The 23056-nt window shown below is 35.3% G+C and carries 31 protein-coding genes; 30 read left to right on the forward strand and 1 reads right to left on the reverse strand.

Going from position 1 to position 23056, the window contains the following annotated elements; all coding sequences use genetic code 11:
* From AWM68_RS21675 to AWM68_RS21275, 13 genes are all read left to right on the forward strand, one after another.
* A partial coding sequence (locus AWM68_RS21675) for a PKD domain-containing protein (RefSeq protein ID WP_197468133.1) occupies positions 1-1719 on the forward strand: 1719 nt, incomplete at its 5' end.
* A gap of 383 nt (positions 1720-2102) precedes the next feature.
* Positions 2103-2414, forward strand: a complete 312-nt coding sequence (locus AWM68_RS05525) for a hypothetical protein (RefSeq protein ID WP_066238265.1) — start codon at positions 2103-2105, stop codon at positions 2412-2414.
* Between the two features lie 355 nt (positions 2415-2769).
* Complete coding sequence (locus AWM68_RS05530; protein WP_066238651.1) at positions 2770-3297, forward strand: hypothetical protein; 528 nt, start codon at positions 2770-2772, stop codon at positions 3295-3297.
* On the forward strand, positions 3294-3551 hold the full coding sequence (locus tag AWM68_RS05535) for a hypothetical protein (protein ID WP_066238267.1): 258 nt from the start codon (positions 3294-3296) through the stop codon (positions 3549-3551). Before AWM68_RS05530 ends, AWM68_RS05535 begins: the two co-directional genes overlap by 4 nt.
* Positions 3552-3607: 56 nt before the next feature.
* The gene (locus AWM68_RS05540; RefSeq protein WP_066238270.1) at positions 3608-3847 is read left to right on the forward strand and encodes a hypothetical protein; all 240 of its coding nucleotides are present in this window, start codon (positions 3608-3610) and stop codon (positions 3845-3847) included.
* 16 nt (positions 3848-3863) lie between these two features.
* Positions 3864-4259, forward strand: a complete 396-nt coding sequence (locus AWM68_RS05545) for a hypothetical protein (RefSeq protein ID WP_066238273.1) — start codon at positions 3864-3866, stop codon at positions 4257-4259.
* Positions 4260-4342: 83 nt separating this feature from the next.
* Positions 4343-5227, forward strand: coding sequence for a hypothetical protein (locus tag AWM68_RS05550; RefSeq protein ID WP_066238275.1), 885 nt, complete (start codon positions 4343-4345; stop codon positions 5225-5227).
* Between the two features lie 7 nt (positions 5228-5234).
* Positions 5235-5714 (forward strand): hypothetical protein, encoded by a 480-nt coding sequence (locus AWM68_RS05555; protein ID WP_156488310.1) that lies wholly within the window; start codon positions 5235-5237, stop codon positions 5712-5714.
* Positions 5715-5749: 35 nt separating this feature from the next.
* Entirely contained in the window at positions 5750-6049 is a 300-nt protein-coding gene (locus AWM68_RS05560; protein WP_066238283.1) for a hypothetical protein, read from the forward strand.
* A gap of 84 nt (positions 6050-6133) precedes the next feature.
* On the forward strand, positions 6134-7828 hold the full coding sequence (locus AWM68_RS05565) for a phosphoadenosine phosphosulfate reductase family protein (RefSeq protein ID WP_066238285.1): 1695 nt from the start codon (positions 6134-6136) through the stop codon (positions 7826-7828).
* Between the two features lie 15 nt (positions 7829-7843).
* Entirely contained in the window at positions 7844-8464 is a 621-nt protein-coding gene (locus tag AWM68_RS05570) for a hypothetical protein (RefSeq protein WP_066238288.1), read from the forward strand.
* A 78-nt stretch (positions 8465-8542) separates the two neighbouring features.
* The gene (locus AWM68_RS05575; protein WP_066238290.1) at positions 8543-9733 is read left to right on the forward strand and encodes a hypothetical protein; all 1191 of its coding nucleotides are present in this window, start codon (positions 8543-8545) and stop codon (positions 9731-9733) included.
* Positions 9730-9885 (forward strand): hypothetical protein, encoded by a 156-nt coding sequence (locus tag AWM68_RS21275; protein WP_156488311.1) that lies wholly within the window; start codon positions 9730-9732, stop codon positions 9883-9885. Before AWM68_RS05575 ends, AWM68_RS21275 begins: the two co-directional genes overlap by 4 nt.
* 32 nt (positions 9886-9917) lie before the next feature.
* Here the strand turns inward: AWM68_RS21275 and AWM68_RS21280 are convergent, their stop codons facing one another.
* Complete coding sequence (locus tag AWM68_RS21280; protein ID WP_156488312.1) at positions 9918-10061, reverse strand: hypothetical protein; 144 nt, start codon at positions 10059-10061, stop codon at positions 9918-9920.
* Positions 10062-10215: 154 nt separating this feature from the next.
* On the opposite strand from AWM68_RS21280, the gene AWM68_RS05580 reads away from it, so the two are divergent.
* The 17 genes from AWM68_RS05580 to AWM68_RS05655 all read left to right on the forward strand — a co-directional run bounded on the left by AWM68_RS05580 (position 10216) and on the right by AWM68_RS05655 (position 23010).
* Positions 10216-10758, forward strand: a complete 543-nt coding sequence (locus AWM68_RS05580; protein ID WP_066238292.1) for a hypothetical protein — start codon at positions 10216-10218, stop codon at positions 10756-10758.
* Between the two features lie 31 nt (positions 10759-10789).
* The gene (locus tag AWM68_RS05585) at positions 10790-11311 is read left to right on the forward strand and encodes a hypothetical protein (RefSeq protein WP_066238294.1); all 522 of its coding nucleotides are present in this window, start codon (positions 10790-10792) and stop codon (positions 11309-11311) included.
* Between the two features lie 602 nt (positions 11312-11913).
* Positions 11914-13053, forward strand: coding sequence for a replication initiation protein (locus AWM68_RS05590; RefSeq protein ID WP_066238297.1), 1140 nt, complete (start codon positions 11914-11916; stop codon positions 13051-13053).
* A 252-nt stretch (positions 13054-13305) separates the two neighbouring features.
* Positions 13306-13653 carry a DUF6018 family natural product bioysynthesis protein gene (locus tag AWM68_RS05595; protein ID WP_066238300.1) on the forward strand — a complete coding sequence of 116 codons (348 nt, stop codon included), beginning with the start codon at positions 13306-13308 and terminating at the stop codon, positions 13651-13653.
* A gap of 141 nt (positions 13654-13794) precedes the next feature.
* Positions 13795-13875, forward strand: coding sequence for a JAB domain-containing protein (locus AWM68_RS21285; RefSeq protein WP_082820588.1), 81 nt, complete (start codon positions 13795-13797; stop codon positions 13873-13875).
* On the forward strand, positions 13875-14399 hold the full coding sequence (locus tag AWM68_RS05600) for a single-stranded DNA-binding protein (RefSeq protein ID WP_066238303.1): 525 nt from the start codon (positions 13875-13877) through the stop codon (positions 14397-14399). The genes AWM68_RS21285 and AWM68_RS05600 overlap by 1 nt, the downstream gene beginning before the upstream one ends.
* Before the next feature lie 78 nt (positions 14400-14477).
* Positions 14478-14885: a hypothetical protein gene (locus AWM68_RS05605; protein ID WP_066238306.1), complete on the forward strand. Its 408-nt coding sequence runs from the start codon at positions 14478-14480 to the stop codon at positions 14883-14885.
* 77 nt (positions 14886-14962) lie between these two features.
* Positions 14963-16039 (forward strand): DUF6094 domain-containing protein, encoded by a 1077-nt coding sequence (locus AWM68_RS05610; protein ID WP_231868375.1) that lies wholly within the window; start codon positions 14963-14965, stop codon positions 16037-16039.
* A 39-nt stretch (positions 16040-16078) separates the two neighbouring features.
* Complete coding sequence (locus tag AWM68_RS05615; RefSeq protein WP_066238309.1) at positions 16079-16459, forward strand: hypothetical protein; 381 nt, start codon at positions 16079-16081, stop codon at positions 16457-16459.
* Between the two features lie 235 nt (positions 16460-16694).
* Entirely contained in the window at positions 16695-16877 is a 183-nt protein-coding gene (locus AWM68_RS21290; protein ID WP_156488313.1) for a hypothetical protein, read from the forward strand.
* A 15-nt stretch (positions 16878-16892) separates the two neighbouring features.
* Positions 16893-17090, forward strand: a complete 198-nt coding sequence (locus tag AWM68_RS05625; protein ID WP_066238318.1) for a hypothetical protein — start codon at positions 16893-16895, stop codon at positions 17088-17090.
* 35 nt (positions 17091-17125) lie between these two features.
* Positions 17126-17416 carry a hypothetical protein gene (locus AWM68_RS05630; RefSeq protein ID WP_066238321.1) on the forward strand — a complete coding sequence of 97 codons (291 nt, stop codon included), beginning with the start codon at positions 17126-17128 and terminating at the stop codon, positions 17414-17416.
* Positions 17417-17502: 86 nt separating this feature from the next.
* Positions 17503-19344: an LPD1 domain-containing protein gene (locus AWM68_RS05635; protein WP_066238324.1), complete on the forward strand. Its 1842-nt coding sequence runs from the start codon at positions 17503-17505 to the stop codon at positions 19342-19344.
* A 15-nt stretch (positions 19345-19359) separates the two neighbouring features.
* Positions 19360-19866 carry a nucleotidyltransferase domain-containing protein gene (locus AWM68_RS05640; RefSeq protein WP_066238327.1) on the forward strand — a complete coding sequence of 169 codons (507 nt, stop codon included), beginning with the start codon at positions 19360-19362 and terminating at the stop codon, positions 19864-19866.
* A gap of 62 nt (positions 19867-19928) precedes the next feature.
* On the forward strand, positions 19929-20552 hold the full coding sequence (locus tag AWM68_RS05645; protein ID WP_066238330.1) for a hypothetical protein: 624 nt from the start codon (positions 19929-19931) through the stop codon (positions 20550-20552).
* Between the two features lie 79 nt (positions 20553-20631).
* Positions 20632-22038 carry a DNA cytosine methyltransferase gene (locus AWM68_RS05650; RefSeq protein WP_066238334.1) on the forward strand — a complete coding sequence of 469 codons (1407 nt, stop codon included), beginning with the start codon at positions 20632-20634 and terminating at the stop codon, positions 22036-22038.
* Between the two features lie 522 nt (positions 22039-22560).
* Entirely contained in the window at positions 22561-23010 is a 450-nt protein-coding gene (locus AWM68_RS05655; RefSeq protein WP_066238336.1) for a hypothetical protein, read from the forward strand.
* The last annotated feature ends 46 nt before the right edge of the window (positions 23011-23056 follow it).

A 23056-nucleotide genomic window follows, 5' to 3' on the forward strand; every position in this document is an offset into this window, starting at 1 on the left:
ACGTTTTCAGAGAATGCTAGTGATGCTGATGGAGATACCTTAACCTATCAGTGGGCCTATCAAACTCCTGGTTCAAGTACATGGGTGAATTTTTCAACAGTAGCCAATCCGACAAAAGTATTGAATATAAAAGGTACATGGGATATTCGATTAACAGTTACAGATTCTAGTAGTTCAACAGCTTCGGTTACAAAATATCCAGTTGTAGTTAACCGAGCACCTGTAGCTGATTTCACGTATAGTCCAACAACCATTTATAATGATACAACTGTAGCCTTCAATGAGAATGCAAGTGACGCGGATGGAGATACCTTAACGTACCAGTGGGCATATCAGACACCGGGATCTAGTACATGGGTGAACTTCTCAATAGCCGCTAATCCTTCAAAAGTTTTAAATATTAAAGGAACATGGGATATACGCTTAACGGTGACAGATTCAAGTGGAGCTACCGCATCGAAGACTAAAAATCCAGTTGTAGTAAATAGACCACCAGTTGCTGATTTTAATTTTAGTCCTGCGACGATATATAATGATACAACCGTTACTTTTACAAACGCTTCAGTAGACGCGGATAATGACACTCTAACGTACCAATGGGCTTATCAGCAGCCAGGAACATCAACATGGACAAACTTCTCAACAGCGGTTAATCCTACAAGAGTGTTGAATGTAAAAGGAACATGGGGGATAAGATTAACGGTCACTGATGTAGATGGAGCTACCGCAACAAAGATTAAAAATCCAGTAGTTGTAAACCGACCACCGGTCGCTGATTTTAATTTCAGCCCGACTACCATCTATAACGATACAAACGTCACGTTTACAAATGCTTCTTCAGATGCAGATGGAGATTCTTTAACGTACCAATGGGCTTATCAGCAGCCAGGATCTTCGACTTGGACAAATTTTTCTTCAGTAGTAAATCCAACAAGAGTGTTGAATATAAAGGGGACTTGGGGGATAAGACTAACGGTTACTGATGTAGATGGAGCAACTGCAACAAAGATTAAAAATCCAGTTGTAGTAAACAGACCTTCAACAATTACTGTTACTTACTCTCCAGCTGATCCATATGAAGGGGACACGATTAACATCTGTGCCACTGCTAGTGACCTTGATAATGACCCGCTACTGGTGAAAATCTTTGTTAAGAAAGATAGCGGCATAGAACAAACTGTACTCAATAAAAGTAATGTCGTTAGCGGGACTCAAAAGTGTTATTCTTTTACATCACAAGTTGGAAGATACGATGTTAGAGCTACCGTTCATGATGGTACTGTAGAAGTAGGAACTTCAACATGGTTCTATTCCAAACCGCTCATTATTAAAGGGTATGTAAAACATACAGCTGATTGGTTATTAAAACATCAAGAACAAGGTCATTCTCCAAACCAATTCTATAGTGGAGAAAAATTCTTATTAGAAGCTGATACATCACCTTATCCTATCGTATATGTTCGTTCTACTCTTATAGCAACACAGGCTAACGGTAATCCTCATGTAAAAACAGTGGGACTTACTCCAACAACAAATGTTTTTGCGAAAGGTGAATTGTATGATCCAGCCTATTTAGAGTATCCGACGAATTTAAAAGTAGGAACTGCAGCATTTGAATTTGAAGTGAAATATGCAAACGGAGTAATAAAGAAAGATAGAGTACCTATCGAAATCATCGATGACGTGTATAATGCCTATAAACTGCATAGAACGTATTAAACCGACTTAATTTTTAGTCGGTTTTTATTTTTATGAAGGAAGATACAAAGTAACAAATAACGAGCTTTGTTAAACCAATTTAGGAAAATATCCTCCAACTTTAGTAATTAAGTAAACAGTTTTTCTCTTATTTTTATTAAAATAGAACCTATGTTCCGATGGAAAGGTACAAATTAATCAGTATAATAATACTAATAGTGGTATTAATTGGAATTGATATTTGTATTTCTTTTTTTTACACTAAAGTTATTATTTTGTAAAAAAGATTTCTATGTTTTTAAAAAAATCGATTGTGGAAATATACAGTATGAATTGAATTTCATAATAAAATGAAATTACATAAAAAATTAAGTCTGAAACAAACGAATTAAAGGGTGAGGACTATGAACGACATTATGACTAATCATTCATATTATATTAAAAAGACCGTATTTGAAGGCGATAATGATAATTTAGTAGAGCTAATTTCTGTTACTGAGGAAATTTGCGAGAAAAGTACTGGAAAAACTGTATACACTCCTGTTATTGTAGCGTCTCATATTCGTGAAATTTCTTTAAAAGATGCGAAAAAACATGGATTGTCCATTCACGATGAGGATCTAAAGCTATTTATTTCTGACGAACAAGCGGAACAACTGGTAAACATGAAAGATGAATCATTATTTCTTTCTACAATTTATAACATAATTTCATAATTTTTCTTGTAAAACAAAAGAATAAAATGGTAATATTTATATATAGTTTTTTCTTATTTTTGTTTTTTTGTTTTGGTAACCATTAAACACGAGCCTTTGGGTTCAGTCTTTTTTACGCATATTTATTTATGCCAATAGACTGCTCCCAAAGGCTTTTTTTGTGCCTTTGAAAGGAGATGGTAAATGAAAAATAAAGTTGTTTTAAGGGGTAATTAAAAAACTTTGAGAGAGGGAATTATGATGGACTACGTTTGTTGTAATTGCACGAAAACTTGTGATGCTGCTTATTACAAAGTTAATGGACAAGAGTATTGTTCAGAAAGTTGTATTGAGAAGAAGTTAGGAAATGATGATCATGTATAAGATTACATGCTTCGCTCCAATTGAACCTCAACAACTGGAAAAAGCATTAAAAGGCATTCATTTCAAAACTGTAAAAAGCGGTTTTGAATGGTTAATGGATGGATCAGTGTTTAGAATCGAGCCTTTTCAGAATCAACCAAGAGACAGCATGAAAGCGTATCGTATCTACTTTAATGGTGACATTAACGGTGGAACTTACCTTTTTGACTTAACACTTGGTTGCATGGATGCGGTAGTAACAGGTATTGAGTACATTCTTGAAGATTCATCAATGAAACATGATGATTGGATGAATGAACTTATAAGAAAACCTTCTTACCATATGATCGATTCAAGAGGATTATTTAGTAAGCAGGAAGTCGGTGTGACATTAGTAAACAATACGGTCACATTACAGCTTCGAAGCAGAAAAAATCAAAAATTGAAAATGTGGGATTGTCTAAAGAGGATCGATTTTATCCGGGAAGAACTTCAGCCCGTAAAATACGACCTCTTTTCTATTGAGGAGGAAATCGCGTGATCAGAGAGTTTTATACAAAAGATGAACAATTCGTTGTTTCATCCAAGCGGATCTTTAGAAATGGAGAAATCATTGCTGAAGGAACCGTAGAGATTCAACGTCTATGTTTAGACCAACCCGCTTGTTTCGTTGTAAGTAACGGAAATGAACACCCACCAACTTACTTTGAGACAAAGGTTGTTTCTGCTGTATTACCTCGGCTTGAGTATTGTAGTCAGTCTCACCGAGATGGACTTCAAACACGAAGTTTATAGCTCTACACGTTTTTCTTTGCAATCTCCACATTTTAATAATCGGAAGGATGTTTAACATGGCAGAAAAACAAAAAAATCGTTTCTATGAATATTTTAATCGAGATAAAAAAAGACTCCTTAACTTACTAAAGAGCCAAGGAATCTTTGAGCAATTTAGTCAAACTCATGGGTATCTATATTCAGTAGAAATTGGACAGCAATCCGGACAATCTATTCATTTGAAGGTAGCTTTAAAAGCCGGTGCACTAACAATATTAGATGTATTTAGCCGCTCTCTTGTAGCAACAGCTGAATAATTAGGAGGATAATTTTATGTCAATCATTAAAGCGTATTTATTAAATAAGGAACAAACAACAGGAAACTTTGCTGGTGATTATTTAGTTAGTTTTGAAAACCTCGCTTCCTTCCTGCAGAGATTTCAAGATAACTATGAAATTGTGGTTGTGGGACAATCGGATCTTCAATTTGTATTAAGTGTAAAAGGTGGAGTGATCGAATATTGTACCTTGCCGAATGAGTTACTGGTTAAGTTGAAAAATGAAATGAAAGCTTATAACAAACAATCTGAATTGCAACTGTTTCAAGTAATTCGAAATCAGGGAGTTGTTGAGCGTATTAACCTTTACTCAAATTCGGCTACACAAGCACGTGAAGATTTCAATAAATGGAGCAAGTTATCTCCTGACAAAATTATTCAGATCGCGTAATACCCAATAACATATTCCTTTCTAGTGGGGATTATTAAAATAACTCCCCGATGCTAGATGGGGGAGTTATCTGGGGTGATTAAATGAGCAAGGGTAAGAAAGCTAAAAAACAAATAATATCTACTGCTGCTGAAATGATGGAACAGTTTATTGAAGAAGGTACTTATCCTCATTTAAAGCAATCAGAAGAGAAGGTAAAGCGGTTAACATCTTCCATGAGAAAACGATTGGAACAATCAGAGAGCAAACGTCATGAATTTAAGGATTTTAATCTGGTTGGGCGGTTTACAGCTAAAAAGATTTATCAAACCGACTATATCTCGTTAAATGAATATTTATATGACCTCGGATTGTTACTGCATGTTGTTGAAATTGATAACAAATCAATCCAAGAGAATGAGCTCTATCTCGATATGATACAAGACTTTAAACTTGAAGATACTTTTTTTGTTAAACCTAACTTTAATAAGCTGGGTAAATCCTTAAATGCACTTCCAGAAGAATATTTCATTCCGGATGACTGTGAGCTTACAAGATTGGCCAGAGATATTTTAATCTTAAAGCCACAAATTAAGGACTTCAAAAATCAGTACGACAAGTTGAAATGGAAACTGTTACAGCTGGACGATTTTAAGAAGTTAAAAAGTCTTCCAAAGGAAAAGAGGAAACCTATTCCTCACAAGTATGGAAGTCTTTCTCTTTCTGTAAATCAACCAAAATATGATGTATCGAAAATTTATGACTATATCGGTGAGTGGTTGTTGATTGAATATGGAAAACCGAGTGCTGACAGCTTAGAGCGACTAATTTTAAATGGGACGTTATCCAAAAAGGAAATCGATCAATTTAAGACTGTCACTGATGTTAGATTAGACTTTTCGGTTATGTCCATTGACGATGAGCGTAAAATTCTCACGATATTAGAGGGAAAAAATCAAAAAGCAGCTGCAAATCGCAGATTGGCTTAATGGGGGAATGAAGATGTACGTATTATTGAGCAGTTGCGGAAACATCTCATATGGAGCTAATGCTTTAGAAGAGAAATTTGGTGTACCGACACAATGGATAAAAGTTTCTGATTTGAAAGAGGCTTCTAATGAATGCAGAAAATTTATTGATGAATATAACTTAGGTGGTAGCGAGTTTATTGGTGGTTATGTAGTAGAAAAGCCGAATGCTGATAAATTGATTAGTGTAATCAGCTACAATGGTCGCATCTGGGATGGAAAAGAGTACCAGGGTATGTACGAGCGTCAACGTGTTGAGTACGGTAGACATTGGTCAAACCCGCTTACGCTTTTAGACTTTAACAAGTGGGAAACCTTTCGTGTTAGCCGGGAGACTCTTTTAAAGCACAGCAAATATCAAGGTGATTGGAGTAAGATTATTGATGATGGCTGGAGATTTGACAGACACTTTAATAAGTTCTACAAAATAGTATTAATAGAAAATTAAGGGAAACATTCAAAAAAAATAATAGGGGACTTTATATGGGTGGATTATACACAAAAGAAAATGACACGATTGTTGAAATGATTAATACCAGAATATTAGTACAACCTGACAATCAGGATTTAATTCTAGTCAAATGTGACTGGTTTAAAGTCGATGAAAATGAGTATATGCCGACTCTAAGTTTATCTGAAATAGCTAAACAATTAGAGGTGGTGTATGGCGATAATTTATTCATTGATGTTTGGGTTGAACTAGGTTTAGCGGGATACATTTATCGCTATAATAGCATGGATAAAACTTGGTCCGAACATGGAAGAACAAGAGGTTTTGCATAAAAAATAGTTAAAGGAGGGAATGTCCTCTGCTAATACAATTAGCGGGGGATTTTCCCCATTTTTGTATTAGTAGTGGAACAATTTATGGATATGATTGACCAAATAAAAGAAGAAATGCGCAAGGTATATCTTCAAGATAAAAAACCAATTGTGGTGTTATATAGCGGTGGGAAGGATTCAAGCCTTGTCCTTACTTTGTTATGGGAAATGCTACTGGAACTACCAGCAGAACAAAGAACAAAAACCGTTCATGTGATGTTGTCAGATACAGGAGTAGAGCTTCCTAACATTTCTGAATATGTGGACCGTTGTTTGATAAAAATCGAGCGTAAAGCAAAACATGATGGACTTCCTATAGTTGTTCACAGAGCCAAACCTAAGATGAAGCAGAATTTTTGGTACAAGGTGTTAGGCCGCGGAACGCTTATTTCAACTCCTAAGACTAAGCATCGTTCTTGTACGCATTGGCTTAAGATTACACCTACTCAAGAAAAGCTAAAAGAACTGATTGCTGAAGCTCCTATTCAATTAGGAACGGATAAAACGGTTCTCACATGTATGCTTGGCGTTCGTAACGAAGAATCAGCGAGAAGGGCAGCTTCTATTCAGAAATGGGAACTCTCAAAAGAATCGCTATGGGCTAGGCATTCAGATTTTGAAGAAATTATGTGCTTCCATCCAATTAAATTCGTGACGGCTGATGAGCTCTGGTACACATTATTATCAAGAGGGACACTACCCTTCGGTGTAACAACCGAAGAATTAACCTTGCAGTATGGTGAAAGTGTTCTTGAATGCGGGATCAAAACTTCCAGTGATCAAGGTAATTCTTGTGGTGGTGGTGCTAATAGACTCGGATGTTGGACCTGTGGTCAAGTGAGTGGTGAAGATCCTATGATTTTACGTTTTATTGCTGAAGGTAAGAACTATCAGGGATTACTAGAATGGAAGAATCTCATGCTTTCAATGAGAAACGATATTCGGTACCGCGAAGTATTTCCTCGCCAGTATTATACCCGTATTTTTAAAGAGGATAACCAGCCGAACCAAATTGACTTATTCAATACGGACGAATCCACATCCTTTATGAATCAGTTTGAAACTTTTAAACGTGCTGATCATGAAACTTATGCTCCTGGAGGCATGACGATAGAGGGAAGAAGAATCTTATTGGAACATTTGTTATTTATCCAAGAGAGAGATGGACATTCTCTCATTTCAGAAGAGGAAATTCAGGCTGTTTTAGACGCTTGGAAGGATACAGACGGTATTTATATAAAACGCTCTGAGATCGCTCCTAGATCGTTTAAATATGATGGTCAATTAATCTTCTTACCCAATAAGACGATAAACAAAAAGGAAACAAAAACGGATAACAAGGTTTTCTATGTGACCATTGAGTTACGCAAAGAGGAAAAGGAACTATATGCGTTTATTAAACAACGACAGCAGCATAACCAGACAAGCTTATTTTTCTTTCCCGCTTCCCAGGAATTCAAGGATAAGAAGATGGTTTGGAATAAGGCGACATTTGTTGTTTGTAAATCTGGGATCACCTCTAAAGAAGAAGCTGCAGAGTACGTTTATAAGTGGTTAGGATGGCATTATGGGTCTTTTACTGAAGAGACTAAAAAGGCTGCTATTAACCATTTAATTTTATCTGCTTTGTCAGAAGGATATTCACAAAATAATAAAAAACTACTAACAAATGCAACTGTCACATTTGAACCGCTACCGGTTTCAACCAATGATGAAGGGCAATTGGCATTTGCAATTTAGGGAGGTTATAAATTTATGAAAAAAAGGGATTTATTATGGAATTGGATTAAAAAAGAGTGGTTTATCTTGGCTTATTTAGGATTAATCATCTCATTTGCATTTATTAAACTTGAATCACAATTAGCATTGATTGTAATGGCAGGAGTCATTGGTTTATGGGGATTTATTAACTCTTTATTTTATGTTTTAGGTAAACGGTCCCCACAATACAATACTTCTTCACAGTCCGAAAGAATCATATGGTTTGTTCTAATTTGTTTAGCCGCGTTTGCCGTTTATAAGACCTTCTCGCATTTTGAAGGGACATTTGACGGGAACGCAGCTACAATGGCTGGATTTTATTTAGGGCTGTTTTCTGTTGCCATATCTTTAGTTGTTCTTATTGATAATCAAATCTTCAAAAGAGCCGAAGATGCAGAACGAAAAATGTTAATGAGCGAACAAAAAGAAGTATTGGACAAAATCTTAGCAAAATTAGAGTCTCAAGCTCCATCTGAACCACAGAAAATCTTTAAGGAACAGGTGAAGGACCTTCCTTCTGGTGAACAACATCAGACAGATGTTAGCAAAAACGCTAAAGCAACTGTAGTCGCTATTCTAATTTTTGCCCTTATTAATGTTATGAGGAAAAAATAGCGGTTCTTACGAAAACAGAGAAAGTAGCCAAATGGCTGCTTTTTTCTTTTATAATTAAATAGATTGTGAGGGGATTATATGTCTGAAAAAAACTATCATAGTAGATTACTTGATATTAGTAAAAAGCTAGATCACGTCATTGAAAAGCTTAAGACAGGTTATATTGATCAAAAAAATCAACCGCCCTGGTTCTTCTGGCTGCTTCTTTCACCCTTTCGAGATCTAAAAACAGTCAGCAAGCTTCAAAAGGGAGTGAGCACCTTTCTTACAAGTGAATTTTTAATTCCGATTTTACCTCTGTTAGCAACAGTAGTCGGAATCCCGCTCTCTATTCCTTTTGACATCCCTGGATGGGTGTTGCCAGTATCTGCAGGTGTAATAGGTTATGGAGTAACGATGTATATCTATTTTAAGGAAATGTTAAACTTCAACAGTAAACACTTTCACTTAGGAGCTTATTCATCATTACGAAAGCAGGAATATGATATTTTCAAGCCGGCATTTTTGGATCCGGAAGGGGAATTTTATTTTAAAGGTGTATACGACTTCGTTACAGCTTCACAAAGCAGTCATACTACCGTAGAAAGGCTTATAAGAGAATACCTTCATACGGAGAAGACAAGTTATGAAGCTAAAATTCGTAGTCTAGAAGATAAGATAAAAGATAATCAAGTAGATTTTGAGGAAAAGCTTAATGAAGTTAGTGAAAACTCAGAAGAGTTAACAAAGGAGCTCTATGATTTTATTGATGGTCTAGTTGCGGATCAGAAAGCAACCGACCAAGAATTTGAATATGTCATAGAACTAATCAAAGATATAAACACACTGTTATTCAGGATTCATAATAAAGGAATGACAACTAAGGACCTTAATATTCTTACCGGGTTTACTCTATATGAACTAAAGGGAAGTAAGTTAGTACAAATAGAGGATGTAAACACATCTGGTGTATCACCAGATGTTATGGATTTAGATGATCCGAAATACAAAAATTACGGTGCAGTAAAAGTTATAAACGATAACTTAGACAAACCTATATTTAATGCTCCGTATACGGGTCATATTGTTGTTTCTCATAAGATGAGAATTGATCAAGATGATACCTGGGTTTATAATTTTCACTTTGACGAATCCAATACAAAAGCATGGCACTTTTTAGTAGAAAATGCTACACTTGAATCAAGAGAGATTTATAGATTAGTACATGCGCTCTGTCTATTGACTCTTGATTTCAAAGGTAAGAAACAGAAAGGGGCGGTTAGTCAATGAGACCAAAATCCGGTGTAGTTGAATTTAAAAGCCAACGGCAAATTAATGAAGACCGTCAACGAAAAACGCAAGCTGAGTATGACAGACTTAAAAGAGAAGTTACGCGGATCTTAAGAAAAAACTACAAAATTGCCGAGAGTGTCGGTAAATAATAAAAAAAGTGGGAGCAACTGCTTCCTCTTTTTTATTTGCCATATAAATCCTTTCCTTTTTGTTTCAATTCATTGTATTTATCATTTTGTTCTTTCCTCTTCTTTTCTAGCTTTTCTTTACGGTTATCCAGATTGATTGGCCGGGGAATTCCGTTTAAATTAATCAACTTTCCCATATAACCACCTCCAGTAGCATCATTGCCAAAGGAACTCTTATTATATTCAATATAGAATAAAAGGTCTTACTCTATTCCTCCTATTGTAAGGATAAGTTAAAAGATGGTAAATTCATCATAGGTGACAATTAAATAACGTATAAGGGGTTACATTATGATTTTGCATAGAAATGAAATAATGCAGCTGCTAGCTGAGAAGTATTATTACTTTTTAAATAGCCTTCCATTTGATGATGATATTTATATGACTGGTATGGGTGAAGCTCGGAGAAAGTTCTTAGCAAATCTGCATATCACTGTTATGAAAAAGCAGTTACCACCTAAGTATAATGATTGGCGCTTTTCTTCAGATTATGTAAGTGAACAGGCTTTAAAGCATCTTAAATTAGGAAAATGGGATAGCAATACTTTGCAATATGATCACATGGTACCTAAATCTGATTACATAAGAAAAGTATGTGAAGCAGCTGCCAAAAATGGCACTCTAACTATTCAGTTTATATATGAAAACTTACTTAAAAATCTATGGGTAGCAACTATACATACTGAAGAAAATAATCTTTTAAGTAAATTAGGCTTACGAAATAAGATGCCTCTTGATTGGGATGGATTCAACATCTTTGCTCGATATGAAAAGGCTGGAATTGAGCTAATCGAGCATGATAAAAGCTATTTATATGTGCACATAGACAGATAATGAAAAATTGAATATTAAAGGAGAAATTTTAATGGTTAAAAAATTAGCCACTGCTATATTGTTAAGCAGTTTACTATTCGGCTGTTCAGCTGAGGATCCCCCTGGACAAAAGGAAGTAGAATCATCTTCTGTAGAGAAAACAAAAGAAATTACAAAAGAAGAGAAAAACGCTTATGTTAACGAGCTTTTAGATGTGAATATGATATGGATTTCTGTATTAGAAGACTTTGAAAGTTTTATTCAAGGGCGTTCTCCATACGAAGTAAAGAGATATCCCGCTCTAATGGATGAGTTAGAAGCAATTATGGCACGTATAGAAGATGAAATGGTACCAGCATTTGATACTTTGGGATTTCCTCCTTCGAAAGATTTAGAACCATTATACAAAGTAGAATCGGATTATGTGAATGAAGCGGAGGAAATAGCCAGACTACTTCCAGAAGCTGTTTCTGGTGATGCCAATATGAAAGCTCAATTGAAAGAGCGGCTTTCTCATATGAAGGAAATGTCCAGCGAAATATCAGATATTGTTTCTTCGTTAGAACTTAAATAATTAACGTAAGAGCAGCTTAATAAAGACAACACTTTTGATCATTAATAATGGACGTAAAAGTGTTGTCTTATTTAATCCGACAGATTATATATGTTTTGTTTGTTTTACAATACATATTTTTAAATGATATAAACCTTTTATATGTTTTCGTGAAACCTGTTCCCTTGTTGGAGTAAGGAATAAGTATATAAACTATAACAGAAACAGGGTTAAGTCTAGCAAATTCAGGGTTATCTATAACAAAAACAGGGTTAAATCTATCGAATTCAGGGTGTGAATTATATCAAAAACAGGGTGAAGAATAGCAGAATCAGGGTTGCATCAGCAACTATAACAAAAACAGGGCGAACTATAACAGATACAGGGTTAAGGAACCTACAATGTTTTTGGCTACAAAAACCCTATAATATAGCTTTTATAACAAAAACAGGGTCTGAAATATAGCAGAAACAGGGTAATTTTGATTTAAGCTTGAAATTTACTATAACAAAAACAGGGTGAACTATAACAAAAACAGGGACTTGAAGCGTATACTCAACAAGCGCATAATAAGACATAGGAATACATAGACAGACAAAATTTAGCAGGGCAGGTGACATATTGTGGGTGAACCAAAAAAGAATTTGATCACTAAATCCAACTCTTTGATAGAAGCGAACTATAAGTTAGGGGAGTTGGAACAAAAAATCATCTGGCTATTAGCAAGCCGTATACAACCAAGTGATAAAGAGTTTAAAACTTACACACTTCGTATAAAGGAATTTACTGATTTATTAGGCCTTACTAGTAAATCAAAGTATAGTGAAATCGAGCAGATTACTCTAGGTTTAATGCAGAAGGTCTTTCAAATCAAGACTGAGTATAAAACAGAACAAATCAGCTGGTTAAGCTATGTTGCTTATAATAAAAAGAGCGGGACGGTGGATCTCAGAATCGATCCTAGCTTAAAGCCTTTCCTGATTGAGCTTAAAGAGTGCTTCACTAGTTACCGTATCGAAAACATCCTTCAGCTGAAAGGACAGTATACGATTCGTATCTATGAAATGTTAAAGCAGTATGAAAAGATCAAAGAGCGGACCTTTAAGGTAGATGAAATTAAAGAAAAGCTTTGTGTAGGGGATATGTATCCTCAATATGGAAGCTTCAAGCAAAGGGTATTAAAACCCGCTCAGAAGGAACTTAAGAAGAAGACAGATATCAGTTTTGAACTTGAAGAAATCAAGACCGGCAGAAAAGTAGATACTGTAAAGTTCATCATAAAAAAGAATAAAAACTCCATGAAGTCTCACCAATTAAGCTTGTTTGAAGGACAGAAGGACGAGGATATCAAACACTCTCTTCAAAAGCATGGAATCCAAGTATCGGATGCTACATTAAACAAATGGGCGGAATATGACAAGGAAAGAGTTATAGAAGTAATCAACTACACATCTGAACAAGACAATATACATAATCCTATCGGCTTGATCACGTACCTCTTAGAGAATGAATGGAGACCTGAAGTGAATGTAGAAAGTAAGGATTCACCAGTCACCAAAGAAATGAAAAGATTCCAAGAAGAACTGGTTAATTCTACACTTCCTTATTATTTAATGGAAAATGACTTCTTGGAACAGCTAACTCAGAATTTGGATGTATCAAAAGATGAAGCGGCTTCCTTATTAAATGAATATAAGGATATGTTTTCTGCTGATGTAATCTCTGAACTAAAGAAGAAGAGAAAAAAGAAGAGCTGGAGATAATCGTAAAAGATGGATATAACCAGATTAAAAGGAAAAATAAGTTGATAAAAAACTGAATAAATAGTAATATTATGCCATAAGTATTTTTGATTTTTTAATTTTTGTGCAACCATTTGGTTAGCGGGTATGATATTAAACGTATGCGTTCTTTGGAACGATTCTAAACACATTTTTATGTGTCTATTAGAGTCTTTCTAAAGGGCGCTTTTTTGCGTTTTAATATAAAAAACTTTAGAAGGATAGGTGGTAAAAATGGCAGTCACAATGTCAGAGTTATTCGGTACAAAAAATGTAATTGAGGATTGTAGGCAGCAAACAAAAATGATTGGTTCAAATGACAGAACTCGCATCTCAGCTGAAATTCTTTTAAAAAATGGAGATCGTCGCATTTATCGTGCAAAGTCCCTTACTCAAAAGAACGCTAAACGTGAAGTTGTATCATTTGTTGCTGCAGTCGAAAGAGCTACTGGTGAAAAGGTCATTTGGAGATTCAAAGGAGAAGAAACGTATCAATTCAGTACGAATTTTACGTCTCAACCTTCTTTATTCCAAAAGGCTAAAAAGTCATTATTAGATTATTTCTTTCCGATTGAAGATTAAGGGGCTTGCATTAAAAAACTTTAAGAAAGGGTGTTTTCAATGAAAAAGCAGATCGTCGATGCAAAAATTGCGTAATTTAACGAAATAACCAGGTATTTGCGAAGACAGTGATGTTACGAAACGTCTTGTCGAATAGGTAAAATGGTTGGGATTGATGTCCTTAATCACATTATTGTTGGACAAAACAGACACATTTCATTAAAAGAAAAGGGGTATTTGTAATGTTAAATAAAGTACAGTTCATTGGTCGTCTTACGAAAGATCCACAAACTGCTGGTAATCAAGATAATCCTGTAACTACTTTCAAAATTGCTGTTAATCGTCCTTACACGAATCAGCAAAATGAAAGAGAAGCGGATTTTATCCTTATCAAAGCCTTTAAAAATAAGAATTTAGCTCAAAATTGTGCTAATTACCTTCAAAAAGGTTCTCTTGTTTATGTAGAGGCAAAAGTCAAAACCGGTTCTTTTCAGGATAGAAACGACAACAATAAAACGGTTTATACAACTGATTTTATTGCTGAAGATGTTAAGTTTTTAAGTCCTACTAATGGAAACGGCAATGGGAACGGAAATCAAAATAATAACAACCAGAATAACAATAACCGTTCTAACAATAACCAAAATAACAATTTTAATAACAACCAAAACAAAAATAATTTCAATGATGATCCGTTTGCTGGAGACTATGGCAATCAATATGATGGTCCAGATCCATTTTCTAACGGTGACTTCGGAAACTATTAATCGGTTTGGTTAAACAAAAGCGTTCATTCTTTTATAGAGTGAGCGCTTTTTATTATTAAAATTCGGGAGGTAACTTTTATGCAATATCATGTTATTAGCTTAGAGAATAACGAAATTAAATGTTCGGATGGTCCAGAAGGGGTTAGAGAGTTTTTGGAAGACCTTTTTTATCTGAAGTTTGATTTTAATCCTATGCTGCAAGATAACGATGAATCGGGAGAATTAGAAGTTTATCTTCATACTGACACTTATGATGAATGCGGTGAAGAACAACTTAACAAATTAGATGAGCTCGGTATAACGGAATGTGATTCACTTCAAACAATCTGTAACTTATTAGGGATAAAGATTGATAAGTTTTCTAAAGATGAAATAGCTTCCTGTACTGTTTGTAAAACAAGTTATCACGAAAACGAAATCAATATGGTTGATTATGATGTTGACGTTTGTACTACGTGTGAGCCTGCTTATAAAACATCTGTTTAAAAGAGAACGAAAGGTGGAGTAATCTACCTTTCTTTTATTTTTCTAAATCAAATACTACTTAACTAGGAGGATACTCAATGAGTCATATCGGTAACAAAATAAAGAGCGGGTTTTTCGCGACTCCGGAACTGCAAGGAGAATTCTTAACAAAATTGCTTGAAGTGAAGGGGAATGGTGTTTGGTTAGATCCAACGTGTGGAGAAGGAGTTATCCTTAACCAACTTGCAGCTGCCCATCAATCTGAAGATTGTATCATTTCCACTTATGGAGTTGAACTAGACAAGAGACGAGCTGAAAAAGCTAGTACGTTGCTGAATCATTGTATTAATGCTCCTATTGAGAGCATGGTTATACAAAATGACGCGGTTTCCCTCTTGTATCTAAATCCCCCATATGATTTTACTATGAAAGCTATGGATGATGAATCAGCAGACAGAAAAGAGTGGCAGGAACTTGCACGTAATAGCCGCTACCTTAAAGAAAAAGGACTAATGATTTATGTTATCCCTTCTTATCGTTATGCAGATAAACGGATAGCACGATTTTTAGCGACTCATTTCTTTAATGTCGGTATTATGCGATTTTCTGATGAAGACTATGATGATTTCCGCCAGTGTATTTTTATCGGTAACAAAAAAAGCGGAAAGCATAAGGAGTTTAATCAAAAGCTTTTCGACTTCCTGGTTCAAATGGAATCAGATGATTTTGTTATGGAGAAGGTTAGTCCTATCAATCTATTTGTTAATGCAAATAAGAAATGGACAGTACCTACAGGAATCGAAGAATTAAAGACGTTTTATACGAAGCTAGTAAACAAATCTGACAATGTTGAAGCTATTCGGCATTCTAAAGGTTTCAATGCCTTTATCAGCCGTTCTAAGCCTAAACAACTTGTGATAGGTGGTAATCCTATACTCCCGTTGAACCAAGGCCAGTTGGCCCTCCTGCTTGCGAGCGGTGCCGTCAATGGAGAGATTGGTAGAGATGAAAACTATCACCTCGTACAAGGTTTAGAGATTGTTTCAAAGGTAACAGAGGAAGAAAAAAAGACCCATGATAATGGTTCTACTTCCACTGTCACAAAAACTCGTACAAAACGTGAAGTTTCCGTCAAAATAATAAACCCTTCCGGCTTAGTCCGAAAGCTAGTTTAAGAGTAAAAACACTACTAAAGGTAATGGGGGATTTGTAAAATGACTAATTACACATTCACAGACAGCAGCGTAAAGCTTGCTGATTTAGAAGAAAACAAATGGTATTACGTTGAGCCGGGCAGAGATTATTCCAATGAAGTAACAGGAGTGAAAATTTCTGAAAACAAGGTTTTCGTTCAATATATCGGCGGAGAATTCGACCAACCTTTTGAATTTTGGTTTGAATATAGTCCAGATGCTTTGAATGAATTTTGGCAATACGAATTCCGAGAAGAATATCCGCTTGAATTTGGTTGGGAAGTTGATGATCTCGATTGGGTGAATCAAATATCTTCTACACCTTATACCATGCTTAATGACCTTAAATATTCCTGTAAATACGCAGGTTTGGTAGAACGCGAGGTAAACGGTAATGAATGATAACGAAAAGCTATTGAAGGGGTTTAAAAAGATAATTGATCAGCGCAACTTAAGTAGTATGAATTTGTTCCTCTATACGTTCTTTACTTCGCATTGTAGTTTCATTGCACATTACAACGTATATGGATTCAAAGCACATTATAGTGGCCACAACTTCCTTGAGTTTCTGCAACATTTTACAAATCCACCCTATTATTTGTTTTTTAACAATGACCAGGAGGATTTAATCAGGGATATGATAGATTACGCTAAAGAAAAAGAGTCAGCCATTCTATTCGAGTTTGAGAATCAAGGACTCAATAGTAAATTGAAAATGCTTCAACAGCTGGCAAGTGAATTAGGATATGACATAAAACCAAACAAAAATCGAGCAATCCCGCTCTTCATTGATTCTAATGGACAGTTTGCGTTGCTTTAAGACTGGGGAAAGATGATGGCTTTAACACCTTACGAAATTTATAAAGATGTAGAAAAAAAAATCGGCAAAACGGTTCAAACGATTTGGGGTCCGAGTTTAGTCGTAGGTTTTATTAAAGATTACGATTTAGATATGGTTGAACTTCAAGATTACGGTGACGATGACCATCACTATTTCATTAATTTGTGTGAATGGCCAGAAGCTTTAATGTAACCTTAAAAATCAAATAAATTATTGGGGGAATTACTTTGTTTAATAGACTTAAAAAGGTTCAAGCAGCAACTCAAGAGTCTGTTGTAGAGGTTACTCTTTATTTAAGATCTCATAAAGTGACATCTCGAAGAAAGAGAAAGACTGACGCTAAATGGCTTACTGAGGTTCCTGCATTTGCAAATGATTACTTTGTTACAAAGGTAAAGGTTGATATAACCAAGTACCGTTGTGAAAAGTTACCGTTTGGTGGGTTTATTGTATATATTCCCCCAGCTGAACATTTGCGTTTGATGAACAAATCAAAATTCATAAGAAAAGCTTCTTAATTATTAAGAAGTAAACAAAAGAGGTTTAAAGGACATTCGTTCTTTAACCTCTTTTTCTATTAAAAACCGATGTGGAGGCATGAATAATGACAAGTCAATTTTCTTTATTTGAAATGACTGAAACTAATGATGACTTAGATATTCGTACTGAACAGCAATCCTTAAAAAAGGTTGCTTATGATGTGGGAGAAAAAGTTGGTGGAGCTCGTAAGGATCTAGCCGCTCTCAGAAAAGCATTTGAGGAAAATCAATCCGCTTCTGTTTTGGAAGAAATTGAATCTTCCAGTGCGATTTTAGCTGCTGAAATTGTAAACAAAAAAGAACTATTTAGAAGTTTTAACCTTTTGACCGAAAAAGAGAATGGTGTTGAACCGGCTGTCGCAAGAGCAAAACAGCTTCTTTTTCAGCGGATAGATTCTACACCATCTGTTGATTCAAAAGAAGTGCGATTGTCTTTTATGACAGCAGCACACTATCTTCTTGATTCCATTAGTAAGGTTAAAACGATGGATGAACTTTATGCCTATCTTAATAATTTAGCGACTTTATTACGACATGAATTATATAATCTGACGGGACTTGAAAAATTGTTGGGACAGATCAAATTAGATTTGGATAGTCTACCAAAGGATAGCGATGAATGGCGGCTTGCCTACAAAAGAGGAATCAACGCAAAACGCGATATTTTAAATTGTAGAAAAGCACAAGAAATTGGTTTGCGTAGTTTAGGAGATAAATTTATTAACTTCTTTAGAAGTAAATCAAGCTACACAAGTACTTTAACCAATGCTTTAAAGGTTGAATCCTGGGATGAGCTATTAATAAAGAAAGAGAAGAAAAAAGGGATTGCTCGTAAACTGGTATGGGAAAGACACCTTCCAGAACGTCCGGACCGTACAGGTGGGGCAATTAGTACGGTTGAAAAGCCAGAAGACCTATTAACCTTCTTTCATTTACGTGGAGCCGAATTTGGTCACTACATGGATGATTCAAAAGGTATGGAACATCTTCTCAGATCGTCAGAAGCTATGATGGATTTAGCCGAGTTATTAGGGTTAGATTACACATCTATTTCTCTTAACGGGACACTAGCAATGGCATATGGAGCCCGCGGACGTGGTGGTAGTGCACTTGCACATTATGAACCTCTATCTAAGGTAATTAATATGACCAAAGAAAAAGGATCGCTCGGGGTTTTTGCACATGAGTGGTTTCATGGCTTAGATAATCATCTTTATGATTTGTCTCACAACTCTAAAAACGGTAAAAGAGGATACGCATCTGAACCGGAAACGTTGGGGCAGCATGTTGATTCTTTCTTAAAGTTACTTTTTGAAGAGTTAATTGATTTGATCAAAGAGGGTAACAGTATCAGTTATTTTGAGAATACAAACAAACCCGGTGAACGTTGGAGAGGTTACGATTTCAAATCAGCTTACCAACGTCATAACGGAAACGTGTTAGAAGCCATGACAGAACGAATAAACTCCAAAAAAAGACGTATGGAGGAAGATGTAACTTTTGCTCAAACTTATTACGGTTCTCAAAAGGAAGGCGAAAAGATCCGTAACAAGTACTTGAGAAATTTAAAAAAATTCGCTTTAGCATTAGCTTGGTATCACGAAGATCAAACAGGAGAAAAAATAGATTATATTCCATACCCTTCTGATAAATCACCCTATTTCCAAGCTTCTATTAAATTGGATAAAGGTAAAGAAGGAAAGTACTGGAGTAAGGATCTTGAAATGACAGCTCGTGCTTTTGAGTCATTCATTCAAGATAAATTAAAGGCAGCGGGAAGGGTAAGCGACTATTTAGTAGCCGGTACTCGCGATAGTTTAGCTTTCCCGATGGATGAGCACCGTTTAGCAATTAACAATAAATTCGAGGAAATCTTTAAGTTCATTCGTGAGCTTAAATTGATTTAACCAGGGGGAGTACAAGTGAAAGCTCAATCAAACTTTAATACTGAAGCTATTCTTACTCATGTGAACAAACATATTCAAGAATGTACGGAAGATTTCTATAATCAATCGGATTTTAAACCGACATTTATATGTTTGGTGGGATCAAGAGTGGCTGGAACTAATAAGGAGTATAGTGATTTAGATATTGCGATTCAATATAAAGGTGATGCAAGAGAAGGTGATATCCATCATGCTCTTAATAGCATTCCTTTATCTACTGATGAATTTATCTTTGATTTTATGCCTTTTAGCGAGGAAAAAGGAAATTGTATCGAACTCACAAAGCCATATCTAGCCTTGTATGAGTTAGATGAATTTGATCCTTTAAAAATGAAACGCTTTATCAAAAAGGATGGACTTTTGAAATTCGTTTATAAGGATCTCGTGAGTAAAGACCATTCTGAAGAAGATGCAGCGAGATTGATATTTAATAGTTATGTACTCGGTGATCCAGTAATGGAAGCGGAGTATAACAAATTATAAAAACATTATGGAGACCTTTCTAATCATAGGAGGGTCTTTCCCAATAAAAAGGAGGATATAGTATGTTATCAAAAATCTTTGGCGGTTTAGTATTAGAGTATTCAGGTGAAAAGCCATATCATATTTCAACAAATGGTTATCAAGTTACTTTACCAAATGGAAGAACAATCGAATTTGATTGGAACTGTACAGAAGGGAATAGTGTACCAGGTACCAATAGGATTGAACTAGGATTGTCTGATTTTGATGGTGAATCTTTAGATAGCCTACAAATTCGTGCCGCTGAACTTGTGGAAAGCATTCAAAGTGGTAAGGTTACAGAAATCAACTTTGAAGCTGTTAACCAAAAGGATGATTGTATAAATGAGCAGGTGAAGGTTAAGGAGTTTTTCATTGAATTTGAAGACAAACGATTCGATTTAATAAACCTTGACCTTATTACTCAGCAGCTTATCAATATCTATTGGTCAGATACAACAAATGAAAAAATGGTCCAACAAACTAGGGAATTTATGAGCCTTAATTGTGTTGTTCCTGATTCGGTAAAAAATTACGTGGAAGTGATTCTCCCAACTGATTCAAAATTTCCCGCTCTCGCTATTATAGAGCCTTATGGTGAATCGTTAGAGAAGTTGCAGCCTCAATATTATGCAGCAAAGAGAAGTCTTTTTTATAAAGAGATTTAATCTGAGAACCAACAAAGCAAGGCGTTCTAAAAATGAATGCCTTGTTTTTTGTTATTAAAATTCTAAGGAGGATACTAAAATGAATCTAAAATTTAAGAAAGTATATACAGTTTCTAAGAAAGGTAAGCCTGAGAAACCGAGATTGTTTATTCAAAATCTTGTATGCGAAGCTGCCGGCTTTGAACCAGGAGGAGAGATCCACATCAAAATTAATGAGGATACGGAAGAAGTCATTCTGCAGAACTTTCCATTTCAAGCGGATGATTGTACTCATACCGTACATGTTGCATCAAGAAAGAGCAAATTAAGCGGTAAAATGCGTCCGTTAATTGATACAGCTGGAGACAAATATTCGTTTTTAGACATTAATCAAAAGATAGAGGTAAATGTTTTTAAAAAGGGTTGGAGAGGTAAGATTGTCATTAAGCCGCTTGAATATCGTCTGTTTGAGAACAGTACGATTCCAACACCCAAAGACCAGCGTATTCGCTTATTAAGTGTTTGTGCGGGAGCGGGAGTGGCTACGGCTTGCTTAAGTGATACAAACTACTTTACACCCGTTCAAGAAATCGAATTAGAAGATGATTCAGCTGAAGTTTTGTTGAAGAACTTCCCTAATTCGATGGTATTCAATGGTGATCTACGCGATTGCCAAGATGTTGCTGAAACTGATATGGCGTTTGTTTCCTTGCCATGCAATGAACATTCTACTTTAGGGTTTGGTTCGGGTAACATTATGAATGATTTAGTGCTTGCTACAGCGAAGATTATACAGTCCTCAAAAGCTAGTGTGCTATTCTTTGAGAATGTCCCGCAGTTCTATAAATCTCATGCGTGGGATTCTTTGAAAAGTCTTTTAAGTGATGATTATCCTTTTTGGGCTCAAAAAGAAATAGAAGCATGGGACTTCGGGAGTTTGGCAACAAGAAAAAGAACATACGCAGTAGCATTCAATAACGAAGAGAGATTCTTTCAATTTCATTTTCCTACACCACCAAAGGGAAGGAGGAAGAAGTTAAAGGATTATCTCGATCAATCACATGTGCAGCATGAATGGAAAAGCGTTTCTGATTGGATGGAGTCATTCAATAGTCGTGAAGCATGGCGTGACCGCTCTCTGGAGCTCACATTCTTGAGTAAGGATGCAGAGAAAGCACAATGTATCCCTAAGCGTTATACGTCGAATTGTGCCTCTAATAGCCACGTTTTAAGCGAAGATAAAAAGAGTTGGAGATTCCTATCTATTGATGAAATAAAAAGAATACTTGATATTCCTCAGTGGTTTCAATTTAGTGAAAACACGCAGAAGATTCGGAAATACGAAATGCTCGGACAAAGTGTTTCTGGGCAAGTGATTAAAGCGATTGCTAACCGCATTGCTTACACCTTTATGAAGGTAAAGGATACGTTAGTATCTACTCAATCAAAAGTAACACAAGCATACAATATAGCGAGTAGTGGACAAGTAGAGCTACTACTTTCCTAATAAGAAAGTGTAAACATGGGATAAATACTACTTTTCAAGATACAGCCCTTTAAAAACAATTAATTATGGATAAAATTTTAGATATTGAAGATGTCTAACTGAGGCAATTCAGGTTATTATAAATTTAATTATTACATGAAGTAGGTGTGAAAATGGATTTATTGATCGGTTTATTAATATTCGCGGGATTCTTTGCAGTAAATGGTACATTAAGAAAAATAAATAGTAATATTTCAAACCAAACTGAAGAGATAAAAAAATTACGAGAAGAACTTTTCAAAAAGTAACTCACAAACAGCCATTTGTTCAATAAAATTATCAACAAGCCAAGAAATTTTCAAGTTATATTGATAGCTTGAAAATTTTTGGCTTTTGTAATCAAAGATTTACGTTTTTTTAAGAACAATTCATTTTTAACCGATAGCCGCTTTGTTACTAATTACCTATTTTTTGAAAAAATGTAAAATTAAAGAGGTTCATGATTAATGATGTAGAAATATATAAAAAAAGGAGGTAATATGTATGAAATTAAAAAAACCTTTATTTGCAATAGTTATGGGTATATCACTTTTGAGTTTTGGAACTGGAGCAAGTGCTGCAGAAAACGATGGGTTGGTTGATTCTAGTGTTGCTCAAAGCTATAAACAACTGAAGCCAGGTACCATAAGTATTATGGCTGCACCTACAAACACATCTACAACAACTGTATATAATAATTTCGAGGGAGCTTATGCAGTATCAAAATCAACTTCAACTACAACAGAAGACTATATTTATGCAAAATGTAGAACGTTTAACGGTTCTGGAGAAGTATTAAATACAAAAACTGTAAGTCAGTATGATTCTTCTTATGTAGCTGCTAAAGCCGTTAATGGTACTTTCTATATTGCAAATGACTGGGCAGTCGGAAATCATACTTATAAACTTAGTGGTTACAATGATGTTGTTCACGAAACTAGAGATGATTGGTAAAAGAACTATAAAAGGTATGCTTAACGCATATCTTTTTTATTTATAC

Origin of the sequence: Fictibacillus phosphorivorans (genome assembly GCF_001619875.1) — a bacterium.
GTDB lineage: Bacteria > Bacillota > Bacilli > Bacillales > Fictibacillaceae > Fictibacillus > Fictibacillus phosphorivorans_B.